This is a genomic window from Pseudomonas sp. CGJS7 (genome assembly GCF_036961695.1).
In genome coordinates, this window is record NZ_JBAMDI010000044.1 from 62,930 (window position 1) to 78,291 (window position 15,362).

Genomic DNA, 15,362 nt, shown 5'->3' on the forward strand with positions numbered 1-15,362 from the left:
TCATTCCGGCGAAAGCCGGAACCCATTTTGACCTGGCTTCGCTCCCGCCCGGGCAAACCCGCTTCATCGGCGAACGCCCGCGCAAATTTGCAGCCACTGCGATCGCACACCGCATGAAAGCCCTGCTGATGCTGGCGACACTGGCGATGGCCATCCCCTCGGCGACCGCCGCCGAAACCGCGCCGGCCTCGACCATGGTGCGCTCGCCCCAGCCCTTGCCCGAAGACGGGCGGCTGAGCGTATTCCTCGCCGGCAGCATCGACATGGGCGGCTCCAGCGATTGGCAGGCGCAGGTCGCCAGCGAACTCGCCGGCGAAGGCGTGGTGCTGCTCAACCCGCGCCGCGAGGACTGGAACCCGGCCTGGAAACCGAGCACGCAAGAACCGGAATTCCGCCGCCAGGTCGAGTGGGAACTGGCCGCCCTGCAACGCGCCGACGTGATCCTGATGTATCTGCAGCCGGGCTCGCAAAGCCCGATCAGCCTGCTCGAACTGGGCCTGCACGCCGACTCGGGCAAGCTGCTGCTGGCCTGCCCGGAAGGGTTCTGGCGCAAGGGCAATGTCGATATCACCGCCGACCGCTACGGCGTGCCGCGCTATGAAACCCTGCCGGCATTGATCCAAGCCGTGCGCGCCCGCCTGGCCGAGCTGCGGCGCAAGCGCGCGGGCGGCTGAGGCTGCCGGGCGGTGCCGCCGCCCCTTCCCGCCCAAGCCGCAGCAGGCCGCGGCGCCCCTTTCCCGGCGCAAGACGCCCAGACCCCAGGCCAGTGGCCGCTCCCCGGCTCGTCCATCGTTAGTAGACCGAACGCACGGCTGGCCGGTGCGAGTGCGCCGGTCGGACGCAGTTTTCGAAAGTCCCCACCGCGCGGGCTTGGCATCCCCCTTTGCTTCCGACAAAATGTGACTCGTAGCACATTTGTTGCGCACCATTCAGCGCCGATACGCCGCCCGGGCATCGCCCGGGGGCCGGGGCAGCCAGGCAGCGGAAGCGCGGCCGAACCTTCGCAGTAAGGCTCGTACAAGGGGATTTTTAATGCATCGTTCGATCGGAATCGGCCGAGGGGCCGGTCTTGCCCTGGGTATTGCCGGGCTGATGTGGGCCGGCGCGGTCCTCGCCAGCGGCGCCACCAGCCAACGCGCCGTCGGCACCGGCACCGCCGCCGACGGCTCCGATGGTCTGTTGGTGACCTGGGGCAGCAACAGCCAGTTCCAGGCGCGCCTGGCCAACTCCGATCAGGTCTACAACGCCGGCGCCACACCGCAGTCGGGTTCGCTGTTCAACAGCGTGGTACTGCGCGTGGACCGCGGCGCGAGCAACGCCCGGGTCTACCACAACTCCAACAGCAACACCGGCGCGCCGTTCGCCACCTTCACCCAGGGCACCCAGTCGGCCGTCAGCGGCGCGGGTACCGCTGCCAGTCCGTGGGTGGTCACCAGCACGTTGCAGCCCTCGATAGCCGTCGACAGCGGTATCCAGATCTCGATCCGCGACGAGTACATCAAGCCGCAGGCCTGGTTCACCCGCCGCGTCACCCTGAGCGGCATGCCGACCACCGGTGCGTCGATCAAGTTCTATCAGTTCATCGACACCCTGCTGAACGGCGGCGACGCCGGCCCCGGCTTCTCGCGCACCAGCGCCGGCAACACCACCGGGCGCCCGGACATCGTCGGCGTGATCAAGAGCCCGCAGTTCGAAGCGCTGTGGTGGGAACCGTCCTCGGGCACGCCGAACTGGGACCGCTATTTCTCCGGCACCTACAACTTTCCTTATGGGCTGGCCTGCACCGGCACCGCTACCGGTTCGCCCGGCACCTGCACCACCAATACCGGCAACCTCAGCAACGTCATCGACAGCAACGCCAGCACCGATAACGGTTTGGCCGCGCAGTGGGATATCCCGGCCGGATCGAGCACCTTCACCGTCGAATACCGGGTCACCTTCGCCATCGCCGCGGTCGATCTGACCAAGCAGTTCGCGCCGACCACGATCAACACCGGCGGCATCTCCACGCTGACCTTCGACCTCAGCAACAAGAGCACCAACTCGGTCGCCTCGATCAACTTCACCGACGCGCTGCCCGCCGGCGTGGTGGTCGCGCCGACGCCGAACGTGCGCACCAGTTGCCCGGCCGGCGGCGCCTTGGGCACCGCCCTGCCCGGCGGCATGACCGTCACCGCGACCGCGGGCGCCGGCACCATCCAGGTCAGCGGCGCGCGCGTCAACGGCGCGGCGACCACCGGCGGCCAGCTCGCCTGCCAGATCGCGGTCAACGTCACCTCCAACACGGTCGGCGTGTATCACAACACCAACGCCAGCATCAGCGGCACCAACAATCTGGTGAATCTGGTCGGCGACGAAGTGCTGACCGTGGTGCAGCCGCAACTGACCGCCAGCAAGACCGTCAACGGCACCCTCGCCGCCGGCCAGACCGGCGCGGCGGCCGACGGTCACTTCCTGATCGGCCTGCAGAACACCGGCAGCGGCCCGACCACCGGCGCGATCACCATCCGCGACACCTTGCCGGCCGGCTTCAGCCTGGTCGCCGCGTCCAGCGCCCAAGGCACGGTCGCCTGCGGCACCTTGCCGGCCACCGGCAACGTCACCTGCACCTTCACCCCGTCCGCGCCGATCGCGGCCGGCGCCAGCGCCAGCGTGCGCTTGAACGTGGCCATCAGCGCGGCCACCAGCGGCTCGCCGACCAACCACGTCGCCGTCGCCGGCGGCGGCGATCCCGATCCGCTGCCGACCTGCCCGGCCTCGGGCAATCCGCAGTGCGCGCAGGTCACCGTGCCGGTCGCGGTCAACATCGCGCTGAGCATGAGCAAGAGCGAAGTCGGCAATCCGACCACTTACACGCCGGGCAGCACCAGCACCTACACCTTGCAGGCCTGCAACAACACCGGCCCGGCGGTGGCCAACGGCGCCACCGTCAGCGACACCCTGCCCAACGGCGTGACCCTGACCGGAACCTGGAGCTGCGCCGGCACCGGCACCGCGACCTGCCCGGCCAGCGGCGGCGTGGCCGGCGGCAACAGCGTGCAGATCACCGGCGTGGTGTTGCCGGTCGGCACCTGCATCAACGTGCAGGTACCGGTGCGTTTCAGTCCGGACCCGGCGGCCTACACGCCCTGAGTCGCTTCATCGCGGCGGGCGCGCAGACGCTCGCCGCGCAGAGCGGGCCGGATCGCGGCCCGCCGATGCTCGCGGGCCGTGCCGGTCCGCGCCGCCGATAGAAATCGGCCGACTCGCAGCCCTTGCCTTCGGCCGGCCGAAAAAATCTCGCCGGCCATCGCCGTGCATCGGCCCGGGCGCGAACCCAAAGCGCCCCCTTGGTGGCGAGCCGACTCCCCATCCAGCGCCCCGCGAACCCGCGGTGGTGTCGCCATCGTCGTCGAAGTTTCGCGCAAACGACCCGCGCGAGCGGGCGCCTATGGGCTCAAGAACCCCGCCATTTCGCCGAAGCTGAATCCAGAACGGCTATCAGTCACGTCCGTTGGCCGCACTGAGGCACAAATTACGTACTGAGTCTTGAGGCTTGAATCCGTATTTGATGTGCCAGCCGTAGAGTGCGCCTGTACAGCATCGCGTCAGGGGCTCCCCGCCAGAGGCGGGGCAGGCAATGCGTCATTAGGGGGAATGGCATGGCGATATCGGCAGTTTTTTCGCGACTGGCGTCTTGCGCTGCGGGTTGGGTTCTCTTCGCGGCCTGCGCGGGCTGGAGCCCATCGGCCGATGCCGCCCAACTCAACAATACCGGCGTCGCCCCGGCTCCCGCGCCGACCAGCGCGGTCGGTCTCAACACTTCCTCGAGCAAGGGCTACCCCTCGACGCTGTACGCGACTTATGCCGTCAGCGGCAACGACCTGCAGATCGACAACAACAGCGTCTTCATGGACGCGATCGGCGGCGCGGCGGGCACGATGTACAGCCCGAACCTCACCCTGGCTTCCACCTCATCGGTGCAACTGCAGACGCTGGCTTCGGTCACCAGTTGCCCCTTCCCGGTCGGCGCCTCCACGGTGACCTGCAACCGCGGCACCCTGACCATCACCTACAGCCGTCCGGTCACCAACCCGATCCTGCATTTCGTCGGCCTCGGCGGTCAGAACAACAGCACGGTCGACATCATCTCCTCGCGCAGCGTGCACGTGCTGACCACCCCGGGCGTCACCATGACCATGCTGCCCGGCGCTTCCAACCTGCAGGTCACCGGTTCGACCATCGACCTGATCAACACCACCTACAACGGCAACAGCTGCAGCGCGCCCACCGCCCCGGCCAACCAGTTCGCCGGCTGCGGCAGCGTGCGCATCAACGGCACGGTGTCGACGCTGACCTTCACCGTGCAACTCGCCGCGCGCCGCAACAACGTGCTGTTCGGCACCGCCTCGACCGCGGACGCGTATCTGATCACCACCAGCGTCGACGAAGATTTCGGCGATGCGCCGGCCAGCTACGACTCGACCGCCGCCGCCAGCCATATCGTCGACGGCATCCGCCTGGGCGCGAGCGTGGACGCCGACAACACCACTGTCTTCAACGGCGCAGCCCCGATCACGCCCAGCCCGTTCGCGGTCGCGGCTGGCGCCAACAACAACGGCAGCGCCGGCGACGGCACCGACGAAAACGGACTGACCACGCCGCTGGCGAGCTTGCACACCGGCATGATCGGCACCGTCTACACGCTCACTCCGAGCTTGAGCGGCGCCACCGCCGCGAGCACGGTCTGCGGCTGGATCGACTTCAACCGCAACGGCGTGTTCGAAACCGCCGAAGGCGTGTGCAACACCGGCATCCTCGCCAGCGCCACCTCCACCGCGCTCAACTGGACCGTCCCGATCGCCACCACCGCCGGCCGCACCTACGTGCGCCTGCGCGCGACCCAAGGCACCCAATTGAACACCGCCAGCCCGACCGGCCGCGTCGACAGCGGCGAGGTCGAGGACTACATGATCGACATCAGACCCGCGGTGCGGGTGATCAAACAGCTCAATCCCACCAGCGCCACCGGCCGCTTCGACCTGGGCATCGGCGGCACCGCGTTCGCGGTGAACCAAGGCCACAACGGCACTACAGGTTTCCGCACGCTGTATCACAACAGCGACTCCGGACCGCCCGACCTGATCGTGACCCCGGACATCAGCGGCGCCGCCATCACCACCACCGTGGTGGAAGTGCCGACACCGGCGACCACCGCGCTCTACGTCAGCAGCTACAACTGCGTGAACGGCGCCGGCGCCACCGTCGCCACCGGCAGCGGCACCAGCGTCAACATCACCTTGCCGCTGTCGGTGACCGGCGCGGCGGCCAACGGTCGCGCGCAGGCGGTCACCTGCACCTTCACCAACCGGGTGGCCAACTCGGCGCTGTCGATCACCAAGACCGACGGCTCGGCGACGTATACGCCCGGCGCGCCGGCGCCCTCGGCGACCTACGTCATCACCGCCTGCAACGCCGCCGGCGCCGATCCGGCCAACGGCGCGACCATCGTCGACACCCTGCCGGCCGGCGCAAGCTTGTCCGCGCTGTGGACCTGCAGCGCCACCGGCGCCGCCAGTTGCTCGGCCGCGTCCGGCGGCACCATCGGCGGCAATTCGATTTCGCTCAGCGCCCCGACCTTGCCGGCCGGAACCTGCCTGACCATCAACGTGCCGGTGGCCTTCAGCGGCAACCCGGCCGATTACTGAGATCCCGGCGCCGCGCGTCCTGGCCTGGCCACTGCCAGGGCGCGCGGATCGCGACGGCCGCAACCCCGCGGCAGCCACCGGCCCCGGCACCCGCCGGCAATGACATTTGTCATCGCAAACCGCAGACGGACGGGCTGACAAAAACTGACTTTCCGCAGGTTGGCGGGTGCCGCCGCCGCGGTCACACTAGGCGCTGCCCTGCGTCCTGGTTGGAACCATGAGTGCATCTGCCGATCTGTTGAAGGAACTGCGCATCGACCGCAACCGTCCGGCCCAGTCCTCGGGTCCGGGGCGCGGCGCGATCATCGGCATCGTGGTGGCGCTGCTGGCGGTGCTGGCCGTCGCCGGCTGGTTCGCGTTCGGCCGCAACAGCGCGCCGCAGGTCAAGACCGCCAGCGTCACCGCGATCGGCGGCGGCAGCGGCGCCGGCGCCTCGGTGCTCGACGCCACCGGCTACATCGTCGCCCGGCGCATCGCCACGGTCTCGGCCAAGATCACCGGCAAGGTGCGCGAGGTGATGATCGAGGAAGGCCAACGGGTGGAAGCCGGCCAGGTCATGGCCACGCTCGACCCGATCGACGCCGACGCCCAGCGCGCGCTCAGCGCCGCCCAACTGCAAGCCGCGCAAAGCGACACCGCGCGGGTGCAGGCCCAGCTCAAGGAAGCCGAAGCCAACGCCAACCGTCTGGACGCGCTGGTCAAGCAGCAGCTGGTGTCCAAGTCGCAGTACGACCAGGCGGTGGCCTCGCGCGATTCGCTGCGCGCGCAGTTGCTGACCGCACAGCGCAACGTCAAGGTCTCGCAGGACAGCCTGCACATCTCCGACCTGGGCGTAGACAACACCATCGTGCGCGCGCCGTTCTCCGGCGTGGTCACCGCCAAGGCCGCGCAGCCGGGCGAAATCGTTTCGCCGCTGTCGGCCGGCGGCGGTTTCACCCGTACCGGCATCGGCACCATCGTCGACATGGACTCGCTGGAAATCGAAGTCGACGTCGGCGAGTCCTACATCGGCCGGGTCCAGCCCAAGATGCCGGTTCAAGCCCATCTCAACGCCTACCCGGACTGGAACATTCCGGCCGAGGTGATCGCGATCATTCCCACCGCCGACCGCGGCAAGGCCACGGTCAAGGTGCGCATCGCGATCAAGAGCCGCGATGCGCGCATCGTCCCGGAAATGGGCGTGCGGGTGAGTTTTCTGGAAGCGTCCAAGCCGGCCGGCGCCGCCGCGCCGGCCAAGCCCAGCGCGATGGTCGCCAACGCCGCGCTGACCCAGCGCGAGGGCAAGGACGTGGCGTTCGTGGTCGCCGACGGCAAGGTCGCGCAAACCGCGGTGACCCTGGGCCGCAAGCTCGGCGACGACCGCGAAGTCACCGCCGGCCTGGTCGGCGGCGAGACGGTGGTGATCGATCCGCCGGAGTCGCTCAAGGACGGATCGCGCGTGCGTGTCGAAAACGCCGAGGCCGATTCGTCTAAGTAATAGCCGGCCGAAATCGGCGCCGATTACCCGGCGGCGTCGTTCGTGCGGCAAGGCGCGACCGCGAACCACGCGGCGGCGCCGGGCAATGAGCTTGCAGCCGCCGCGTCCGAGCGCGGCCGCCTTACCGATCTGCGACCGGCGCAGCGCGCGCCCTCGCCCATTCACCGCAGTCAACACGTTCGAGGATGTCGAAGATGGAAACTCTGGTTTCGATCCATAACCTCACCAAGACCTATCAGCGCGGACCGGAAAAGGTCGAAGTGCTGCACGGCATCGATCTGGACATCGCCAAGGGCGACTTCGTCGCGCTGATGGGTCCGTCGGGCTCGGGCAAGACCACCCTGCTCAATCTGATCGGCGGCCTGGACAACCCCAGCGGCGGCGAAATCAGCATCGAGGGCGAACGCATCGACCGCATGAGCGCGGGCCAGCTGTCGCAATGGCGCAGCCGCCACGTCGGCTTCGTGTTCCAGTTCTACAACCTGATGCCGGCGCTGACCGCGCAGAAGAACGTCGAACTGCCGCTGCTGCTGTCGCCGCTGAACGGCGCCCAGCGCAAGCGCAACGCCGAGATCGCGCTGACCCTGGTCGGCCTGTCCGAGCGCGGCAAGCACCGCCCCAACGAACTCTCCGGCGGCCAGCAGCAGCGCGTGGCGATCGCCCGCGCGATCGTCTCCGACCCGACCTTGCTGATCTGCGACGAACCCACCGGCGACCTGGACCGCCACTCGGCCGAGGAAATCCTCAACTTGCTGCGCCTGCTCAACCGCGAGCACGGCAAGACCATCGTCATGGTGACCCACGATCCCAAGGCCGCCGAGTACGCCACCCACACGCTGCACCTCGACAAGGGCACCCTGGTCGAGCAGCAGTCGCACGCGGCCTGAGCCGGGAGCGGCCACCATGAAATATTTCCATCTGATCTGGGCCGAGCTGATGCGTCGCAAGACGCGCACGCTGCTGACCCTGTTGTCGATCATCGCCGCGTTCTTGCTGTTCGGCCTGCTCGACGGCGTGCGCGAGAGCTTCGAGCAAGCCGGCAACAGCGCCAACGGCGCCAAGCGCCTGCAGACCGGTTCGCGGCTGTCGTTCATCCAACCCTTGCCGATGTCGCTCAACGACCGCATCGCCAAGGTGCCCGGCGTCAAGCAGGTCACCTATGCGAACTGGTTCGGCGGCGCCTATCAGGACCCGCACAACCAGATCTTCAGCTTCGGCGTGGCCGACAACTACCTCGACCTGTACCCGGAAATGGCGGTGTCCGCCGAGCACCGCAAGGCCTTCGCCAACACCCGCACCGGCGTGCTGGTCGGCGAGGCGCTGATGAAGCGCTTCAACTGGAAGGTCGGGCAGAAACTGCCGCTGCAATCGACGATCTTCACCAGCAGCGACGGCAGCAAGAACTGGAGCTTCGACATCGTCGGCACGCTCGCGGCCACCGACAAGAAATCCGGCGGCTGGTTCGACCAGATGATCCTGCTGCACTGGAAGTACTTCGACGACTCCACGCCGTTCAACCGCGGCCAGGTCGGCTGGTACGTCACCGAGGTCGCCGACGTGAACCAGAGCGACCGCGTGGCCAAGGCCATCGACGCGATCTCGGCCAACTCCGATCACGAGTCCAAGACCCAGACCGAAGCGGCGGCGACCGCGAGCTGGATGAAGCAGATGGCCGACATCGGCCTGATCGTCGGCTCGATCATGGGCGCGGTGTTCTTCACCCTGGTGCTGCTGACCGGCAACACCATGGCCCAGGCGGTGCGCGAACGCACCTCGGAGCTGGCGGTGCTCAAGACCATCGGTTTCCCCGACCGCAGCGTGTTGTTGCTGGTGTTGGCCGAAGCGATGTTGTTGATGGTGATCGGCGGCGTACTCGGGTTGCTGATCGCCAGCGTGCTCGGTCCGGTCGTCGGCGCGCTCAGCGGCGGCGTGATCAACGTCCCGCCGATCGGTTGGAACAGTTGGCTGTTGGCGGTTGGGTTGATGTTCGCCATCGGCGTGGTGGTCGGCTTGCTGCCGGCGATCCGCGCGATGCGTTTGAACATCGTCGATGCCTTGGCCGGACGTTAACGGAGAGCGCACATGAAAAAGTTCCTATCGTTCTTGCGCGGTCTCGGCATCTTCCTGGCCCTGATCGCCGGACTGGCGCTGTGGGCGCTGGCGCCGTGGCCGTACCTGTTGGGCGCGGCGGCGTTGGTCGCGCTGTGGATGCTGCTGACCCGCAGCGGCCGTCAGGCCGCCTCGGTGGCCGGGGTCGGCATCAGCACGCTCAAGCAGCGGCTGGGTTCGTCCTCGGTGGTGGTGATCGGCATCGCCGGCGTGGTCGCGGTGTTGGTGGCGATGCTGTCGATGGCCGAGGGTTACCAGGAAACCCTGCGCCGCACCGGCAGCGACGACAGCGTGATGGTGTTGCGCGGCGCGTCCGCGGCCGAGGTGATGTCGACCCTGGATCTGGCCAGCATCAACGTGATCGAACAGGCGCCCGGCATCGCCCGCGGCCCGGACGGGCGCCCGCTGGCCTCGCCGGAAACCGTGGTCGCGGCCAATCTGCCGATCATGGGCGGCAAGCCCGACGAAGACGGCAGCGTGCAGTTGCGCGGCGTCGGCGACCGCGCCTGGCAGGTGCGGCCGCAGGTCAAGATCATCGAAGGCCGCAAGTTCGAGACCGGCAAGCGCGAAGTGGTGGTCGGCAGCGGCGCGCGGCGCCAGTTCCGCGGCATGGAAGTGGGCAAGCAGATCCGCCTGGGCAGCGAGCAGTGGACCGTGGTCGGCATCTTCAAGTCCGGCGACGCGATGGACTCGGAACTGTGGGCCGACGCGGAGATGGTCGCCTCGACCTACCGCCGCGGCGCGTCGCGCAACTCGGTCATCGCCAAGCTCACCGACGCCAAGCAGTTCAAGCCGTTCAAGGCGGCGCTGGCCGGCGACCCGCGTTTGCAGGTCGACACCACCACCACGTCCGAGTACTTCGCCAAGCAATCCGAAGGCATGACCAAGGTGATCCGGATCATCGGCATCGTGGTCGGCTCGATCATGGCCATCGGCGCGGTGTTCGGCGCGCTCAACACCATGTTCGCCACCGTCGCCACCCGCGCGCGCGAGATCGCGACCTTGCGCGCGATCGGCTTCCGCGGCTTGCCGGTGGTGGTTGCGGTGATGCTGGAGACGATGCTGCTGGCCTTGCTCGGCGGTTTGATCGGCGGTGCGCTGGCGTGGGGGATCTTCAACGGCTACACCGCCTCGACCATCGCCGGCGGCGTCGGCCAGTTGACCTTCGATTTCCGCGTGACCGGCGAGCTGTTGTGGAACGGCTTGAAGTGGGCGCTGGCGATCGGCTTCGTCGGCGGGTTGTTCCCGGCGTTGCGGGCGGCGACGTTGCCGGTGACTTCGGCGTTGCGGGCTTTGTAAGCGCGTAAGGCGTAGTGTCGAAAGAGAAAAAGCCCCCTTCGTGTGAAGGGGGCTTTTTTGTGGGGCGATTTGTCGTGGGGGAAGAGCAAATCCCCCCTGCCCCCCCTTTTTCAAAGGGGGGGAAAGCTTCGGGTTGGGGGAGCCAGATGTGGCTCGATCCGACGCTTCGGACCTTAGTGGCCGAAGCCTAACAACCGCCCGCCCCCCACACACCAACCAAACCGATTCCCCCCTTTGAAAAAGGGGGGCCAGGGGGGATTTGCTGTTGCTGTTGCTGTTGCTGTCGCTGTCGCGCCCCCTCAAGCCACCTGAGCAGCCGCCGCCATCCGCCGCGAACGCAACACCCCCTCACTGGCGAACACGATCAAACCGATCCAGATAACAACGAACCCGATCGCACGCTCGCTGTCGAACGGCTCGCGCAAAATCAACACGCCGATCAGAAACTGCAAGGTCGGCGCCACGTACTGCAACAGCCCGATCGCGGTGAGCGACACCCGCCGCACTGCGTAGGCGAAACCGATCAGCGGCAACGCGGTCAGCGCGCCGGCGACGATCAGCAGCACATCGATGCCCAAGCCCCAGCCGCCGAGGAAGCCGCCGATGCCATGGGTTTCGCCCCACAGCATCAAACCCAGCGCCGGCACGAACAGATACACGTTCTCCACGCCCAGCCCGGTCACCGCCTCCACCGCCACCAGCTTGCGCACCAGCCCGTACACGGCGAAGGACACCGCCAGCCCCAGCGCGATCAACGGCGGCCGCCCGTACTGCACGGTCAGCCACAGCACGCCGGCGAACGCCAGCGCGATCGCCACCCACTGCACCGCGCGCAGACGCTCGCCCAGAAACAGCACGCCCAGCATCACGCTGACCAAGGGGCCGATGAAATAGCCCAGGCTGGTCTCGATCACATGCCCGGCGTTCACCGCCCAGATGTACAAGCCCCAGTTGAACGCGATCAGCATGCCGCTGAGCGCCAGCATCGCCGCCTTGCGCGGTTCGCGCAGGATGTCGCGCAACCAATGCCGGCCGACCTTCCAGCACAGCCACGCGGTGACCAGCAGCGTGCTCCAAACGATGCGGTGGGCGACGATCTGCAACGAGGGCACCGACTTGAGCAGATGCCAGTACAGCGGCATCAGGCCCCACAGGACGAACGACGCGACCGCGATCCACAATCCGCGACGGTCGGTGACGCTGGCACTCATGTCTGTTTCTCCAATTCGGCTGCGGCGGCCGCGACCGGCGCCGCTACCGTCTTGGCCGCGCGCGCCTTGGCCAAGGTGATGATGACCACGCCGACCAGAATCACCGCCATGGCGCCCAGGTCGTGGGAGGTGAAACGTTCGCCCGCCAGCAGCGCGCCGAACAGTACCGCGATTGGCGGATTGACGTAGGCGTAGCTGGTCGCCAGCGCCGGCCGCACGTGATGCAGCAGCCAGATGTAGGCGGTGAAACCGAAAATCGAACCGGCCACGACCAGATACAGCAGCGCGGCGGTGGCGCTGAAGCTCGGCATCGTGGTGATGCGCTCGCCGGTGACCACCGCCGCGCCGAGCATCCACACGCTGCCGGTCAGCATCTGCGCTGCGGCGGTCATGAACGGCGCCGGCAAGTCGAGGTCGCGGCTCCAGATCGAGCCCCAGGCCCAGGCGATCGGTGCGACGATCAGACACACCAGGCCCAGCGTCGACGCCGACAGCTTGCCGCCTGCGTTGAGCCAGATCACCCCGACGAACCCGATCGCCAGACCGACCCATTCGATCTTCGACGGATGCCGGCCGCGCATCATCGCGAACACCCCGGCGAACAGCGGCATCGACGCCACCGCGATCGCGGCCAGCCCCGAATCGACCTGGGTTTCGGCCAGATTCACCAGGCCGTTGGACAGCAACACCATCCAGATCGACAACACCCACAGCGTGCGCCACTGCTTGCGGGTCGGCGGCGGCGTGCCGCGCCAGCGCAGCACCGCGTACATGATCGCGCCGGCCAGGAACATGCGCGCCGCGCCGAGCAGGAACGGCGGATAGCTTTCCAGCGCGAAACGGATGCCGAGATAGGTCGAACCCCACAGCACATACACCGAAGCCAACGCGGCGGCGACCGCGAGAGCGCTGGGAACGGGTCGTTCGGTGGTCGGTGACGCTGCGCTCATGACGCGGTTCTCGGACAGTGAATGCGATAGCTTGAGGGGAATGCGGCCAAAGCGGGAGCGAGAAAAACTTAAGTCTGGGTATAGCGATTCAGCGGTCTGGCGATTGCCGCGGCGAACAAGCGCGGAAACGTCGCAGCGACCCGGCCATGCGAGTCGGCCGGCGTCTGAAATCAGGATCGATCGCGGCGACCGCGCCACCGCGACGTCCACCGATCGCGTGCCGCGCCGGCACACCAAACCCACGATGCAACCCGCGGCGCGCGCATCGACGCGGCGCCACGCAACCCGCTAGCGATGCGCCTGGTGACGCGACACCGTGGTGCGGCGACTGCCGGCCTGGCGACGGCCCGGATCGTCGAAGGTATCGATGGCCACGAACCCGGCCTTGCGCATCATCCCCGCCGAGCCCTGGTTCTGCTCGTGGCGTTCGACATAGATCTCGACCAGGCCCATCTGCCGCAGCCGCGCCACCGCCGCCTCCAGTAGCGCGCTGCCCAGGCCATGGCCGCGGTGATCGCGATGCACCACCGCTTCGCCGATATGCCCCTGCCACTCGATCTCGCGGCCCTCGGGCTGGTAGCGATGAAAATCGTCGCTGGCCTCGAACGTGACCACCGCCACAATCCTGCCTTCGGACAAAGCGACCACCGCCTGCGTGCGGCCGCGCCGGATCGCCGCCAGATGCGCGGCGAGCTCAAGCTCGGGCAGGTGATTCCAGGGGTTGGGGCCGTGTTCGCGGATCAGCGCGAGAATCTCGCCGATCTGCTCGGGCACCGCGGCTTGCGTCAGGTACCGGGACATCCCGCGGGCGTCCGTATTGAGGGGTCGGAGTCCGACCGGAGGGGGATACGCCCGCACATAAAAATTCCCGATGTGGCGGATGTAAGAATAGCGTATCGATGTCATTCAAATTGCGGTTGAATATTTGTCCGCATGAACGCAAAAATCTTGCATGACTGCTTCCCCCCTGATTCTGGATGAGTTCGACCACAAGCTGCTCGAACTGCTGCAACAAGACGCCTCGGCGACCCTGAGCGAACTCGGCGACGCGGTCGGCCTGTCGCCGAGCGCGGTGCAACGGCGCATGACCCGCTACCGCCAGGACGGGCTGATGCGGCAAGTGGCGGTGCTCGACCCGCTGACCCTGGGCAGCACCCTGGCCGCGGTGTGGGTGACCATGGAACGCGAGTCGGCCGAAAACAACGCCGCCTTCCACGCCCGCATGCGCAACGCGCCGGAGGTGCAGCAGTGCTACACCCTGGCCGGCGAGTGGGATTACCTGGTGATCCTGGCCACCACCGGCGTCGCCCATTGCCGACAGGTGGTGGATCGGCTGCTGCTCGACGAAGGCAACGTCAAGCGCTACGACACCCATCTGGTGTTCGATGTGATCAAGCACGGGCTGGAACTGCCGACCCGCGATGCGCCGCGGACCACGCGCAAGCGCCGCGGCAGTTGAATCGTCGGACTCGGTCGCGTCGCTGGCACGGCCGCTGCCTGTAGGAGCGGCGCGAGCCGCGACATCGCTGGCTCAAGCTTGCGGCGCAAATCGGAAGCCGCGGTCGCGGGCGGCGGCCGAAGCCAACCCACGCGGGACGCCGCTACTGCCGCGGCCGAGACCGAGACCGGCAACGCCTCCGACCAAGACCGATTGGGCTCAAGCCGCCCGCTCGCGCCGCAACAGCTTCTCCTTCAGCGGCAAGCCCCAGCGATAACCGCCGAGCGAACCGTCGCCGCGGACCACCCGATGGCAAGGCACCACCACCGCCACGCGGTTGTTGGCGCAGGCCTGGGCCACCGCGCGGGCGCCGCGCGGCGAGCCGATCTGGCGGGCGATCTGCTCGTAACTGCGGGTCTGCCCGGCCGGGATCTTCATCAACGCATCCCAGACTTTTTTCTGGAACGCGGTGCCGATCAGATCGACCGGCACCGATTGCTTGTGTCCGTCCAGGGTCTGCGCCACCGCCTGCACGCGCGGGGCGAGGAATTCGTCGCGGCCGGCGTCCACCCGCTCCAACTGCGCGCGCGGAAACTCGCTGCGCAATTTGGCTTCCAACTGGTCCGCGTCGTCGCCCAGCTCGATCATGCAGATGCCGCGCGCGGTGGTGGCGATCAGCGCGGTGCCGATCGCGGTGCGGGTCAGGCTCCAGCGGATCTGCTCGCCGGCGCCGCCGGCCCGATAGCGCGCCGGCGTCATCCCCAGCCGCGCCGCGCCGCTCTCGTACACCCGCGACGGCGAACCGTAACCGGCGTCGTACAGCGCCGCGCTGACATCGCTGCCTTCGCGCAGCGCCGAACGCAGGCTGCCGAGCTTGCGCTGGGCCAGGTACTCGGCCGGACTCAGACCGAAGCGCGCGCTGAAGCGGCGCTGCAGGTGCGAGGGGCTCAACCCGACCGCCTCGCCGAGTTCGCTCAGCGACGGCTCGCCGGCGTCCAGCAACAGGCGCGCCTGTTCGAGCTTGTCCGCGGCGGGTTGAACGGACCGGGCGGAGGCACCGGCATCGGGCTTGCGCGGGGAGGTTTTAGTGTTCATGGCGCAAGACTAGGCCCGATGCGCGGGGCTCGCTATCCGCATCTTGCGTGGGGTGGAATCAGGTGGGATCGGTTCAGATCGCCCGACCGTTTCGGC

At 67.8% G+C, this 15,362-nt stretch carries 12 protein-coding genes; 8 read left to right on the forward strand and 4 right to left on the reverse strand.

Annotation, left to right across the window (positions count from 1 at the left end; all coding sequences use genetic code 11):
• Positions 1-113: 113 nt before the first annotated feature.
• The 7 genes from V7787_RS24815 to V7787_RS24845 all read left to right on the forward strand — a co-directional run bounded on the left by V7787_RS24815 (position 114) and on the right by V7787_RS24845 (position 10,572).
• The gene (locus V7787_RS24815) at positions 114-674 is read left to right on the forward strand and encodes a nucleoside 2-deoxyribosyltransferase domain-containing protein (protein ID WP_336089908.1); all 561 of its coding nucleotides are present in this window, start codon (positions 114-116) and stop codon (positions 672-674) included.
• A gap of 358 nt (positions 675-1,032) precedes the next feature.
• Positions 1,033-3,132 (forward strand): DUF7933 domain-containing protein, encoded by a 2,100-nt coding sequence (locus V7787_RS24820; RefSeq protein WP_336089909.1) that lies wholly within the window; start codon positions 1,033-1,035, stop codon positions 3,130-3,132.
• Between the two features lie 509 nt (positions 3,133-3,641).
• Complete coding sequence (locus V7787_RS24825; RefSeq protein ID WP_336089911.1) at positions 3,642-5,687, forward strand: GEVED domain-containing protein; 2,046 nt, start codon at positions 3,642-3,644, stop codon at positions 5,685-5,687.
• A gap of 217 nt (positions 5,688-5,904) precedes the next feature.
• Positions 5,905-7,164 carry an efflux RND transporter periplasmic adaptor subunit gene (locus tag V7787_RS24830; RefSeq protein ID WP_336089913.1) on the forward strand — a complete coding sequence of 420 codons (1,260 nt, stop codon included), beginning with the start codon at positions 5,905-5,907 and terminating at the stop codon, positions 7,162-7,164.
• A 194-nt stretch (positions 7,165-7,358) separates the two neighbouring features.
• Positions 7,359-8,051 (forward strand): ABC transporter ATP-binding protein, encoded by a 693-nt coding sequence (locus tag V7787_RS24835; protein WP_336089915.1) that lies wholly within the window; start codon positions 7,359-7,361, stop codon positions 8,049-8,051.
• Positions 8,052-8,067: 16 nt separating this feature from the next.
• A complete protein-coding gene (locus V7787_RS24840; protein WP_336089917.1) occupies positions 8,068-9,234 on the forward strand; it encodes an ABC transporter permease in 1,167 nt (388 codons plus the stop codon).
• Between the two features lie 12 nt (positions 9,235-9,246).
• Entirely contained in the window at positions 9,247-10,572 is a 1,326-nt protein-coding gene (locus tag V7787_RS24845) for an ABC transporter permease (protein ID WP_336089919.1), read from the forward strand.
• Between the two features lie 299 nt (positions 10,573-10,871).
• Here V7787_RS24845 and rarD read toward each other — a convergent pair whose 3' ends face one another.
• The 3 genes from rarD to V7787_RS24860 all read right to left on the reverse strand — a co-directional run bounded on the left by rarD (position 10,872) and on the right by V7787_RS24860 (position 13,639).
• Positions 10,872-11,783: an EamA family transporter RarD gene (gene rarD, locus V7787_RS24850; protein ID WP_336089920.1), complete on the reverse strand. Its 912-nt coding sequence runs from the start codon at positions 11,781-11,783 to the stop codon at positions 10,872-10,874.
• Entirely contained in the window at positions 11,780-12,733 is a 954-nt protein-coding gene (gene yedA / locus V7787_RS24855) for a drug/metabolite exporter YedA (RefSeq protein WP_336089921.1), read from the reverse strand. The genes rarD and yedA overlap by 4 nt, the downstream gene beginning before the upstream one ends.
• 288 nt (positions 12,734-13,021) lie before the next feature.
• On the reverse strand, positions 13,022-13,639 hold the full coding sequence (locus tag V7787_RS24860; protein WP_336089922.1) for a GNAT family N-acetyltransferase: 618 nt from the start codon (positions 13,637-13,639) through the stop codon (positions 13,022-13,024).
• Positions 13,640-13,685: 46 nt separating this feature from the next.
• Between V7787_RS24860 and V7787_RS24865 the strand changes: the two genes are divergently transcribed.
• Positions 13,686-14,192 (forward strand): Lrp/AsnC family transcriptional regulator, encoded by a 507-nt coding sequence (locus V7787_RS24865; RefSeq protein WP_336089923.1) that lies wholly within the window; start codon positions 13,686-13,688, stop codon positions 14,190-14,192.
• A 198-nt stretch (positions 14,193-14,390) separates the two neighbouring features.
• Here the strand turns inward: V7787_RS24865 and V7787_RS24870 are convergent, their stop codons facing one another.
• A complete protein-coding gene (locus V7787_RS24870; protein ID WP_336089924.1) occupies positions 14,391-15,266 on the reverse strand; it encodes a methylated-DNA--[protein]-cysteine S-methyltransferase in 876 nt (291 codons plus the stop codon).
• Positions 15,267-15,362 lie beyond the last annotated feature (96 nt).